Origin of the sequence: Paraburkholderia metrosideri, assembly GCF_904848625.1 — a bacterium.
Taxonomy (GTDB): Bacteria; Pseudomonadota; Gammaproteobacteria; order Burkholderiales; family Burkholderiaceae; genus Paraburkholderia; species Paraburkholderia metrosideri.
In genome coordinates this window covers 1-792 of record NZ_CAJHCP010000043.1, presented here as the reverse complement: position 1 = coordinate 792, position 792 = coordinate 1, and the positions used below count along the sequence as shown (strand labels likewise).

At 57.3% G+C, this 792-nt stretch carries 1 protein-coding gene and 2 pseudogenes; all 3 read left to right on the top strand.

What is annotated here, in order from left to right; all coding sequences use genetic code 11:
- Window positions 1-316: pseudogene (locus LMG28727_RS33885) on the top strand (sugar ABC transporter); the annotation flags it as partial.
- A gap of 7 nt (window positions 317-323) precedes the next feature.
- Window positions 324-650 carry a hypothetical protein gene (locus LMG28727_RS33880; RefSeq protein WP_201646650.1) on the top strand — a complete coding sequence of 109 codons (327 nt, stop codon included), beginning with the start codon at window positions 324-326 and terminating at the stop codon, window positions 648-650.
- A gap of 21 nt (window positions 651-671) precedes the next feature.
- Window positions 672-792: pseudogene (locus tag LMG28727_RS33875) on the top strand (MBL fold metallo-hydrolase); the annotation flags it as partial.

The window sequence follows — 792 nt, the reverse complement described above, 5'->3', positions numbered from 1 at the left end:
AGGCGGCGGCAATTTCGCAAGGTGGCAGCAGCACATCACCGACTGGCATCGGAACCTCTACAGCGATATCGGCCTTGCGCCAGCGGTGAATGCTGACGAACTCCTCGTGCTATGTGCAAGCGGCCCCGAACCTCTGATTCAGTTGGGCCTCACACCGTTGGCCATGCGAGCAGTCGCGCTGGAGAAGTTTCCGCAACGCCGTTGGCTCGCAAGAATGCCTCGGCGAAACGCTCAGTTGGAAGGCGTTCACCTCTACTCGCCGATGACGGAACAACTGATAAGCTCCCGCACCGTTTCGACCGAACAGGAAAAATAGGTCCGCGATGCCCAATGTCACACTCTATATTTCCGCGGGGCAAATGCCGTCTGATGAGAGGCTTGCCGAGCTTTCCCGCGATTGCGTCGAACTCTGTACGAGTGTTCTTGAAGCGGCGCTCGAAAGCGTTCATGTCATCTATGTCGATGTTCGGCATGGGTACGGACATCCCGTGTTCGCGGAAGTGCAATATCGCCTTGAGACGTTTCGCACGCCTTCGGTAATGAACGGGTTCATGGAAGCCCTGGACGACGCCATTGCGCGCCGCACTGGTCTCACGGCGCGCATCCGTTGTTTTGGTCATGCCGCGTCGAACATTCACGCCCGTAATTAGCAAGTCTTCTGGAGAAGAGTCGTGTCCACCATTACGTTTCCGAGTCAGCGAGTCGGGGATTTCACGATCACCGCGATCAGCGACGGCTACCTCACCGCCAGCCTGGAATTCCTGTCGAATATCGACTCGTCCGAGGCCTCAA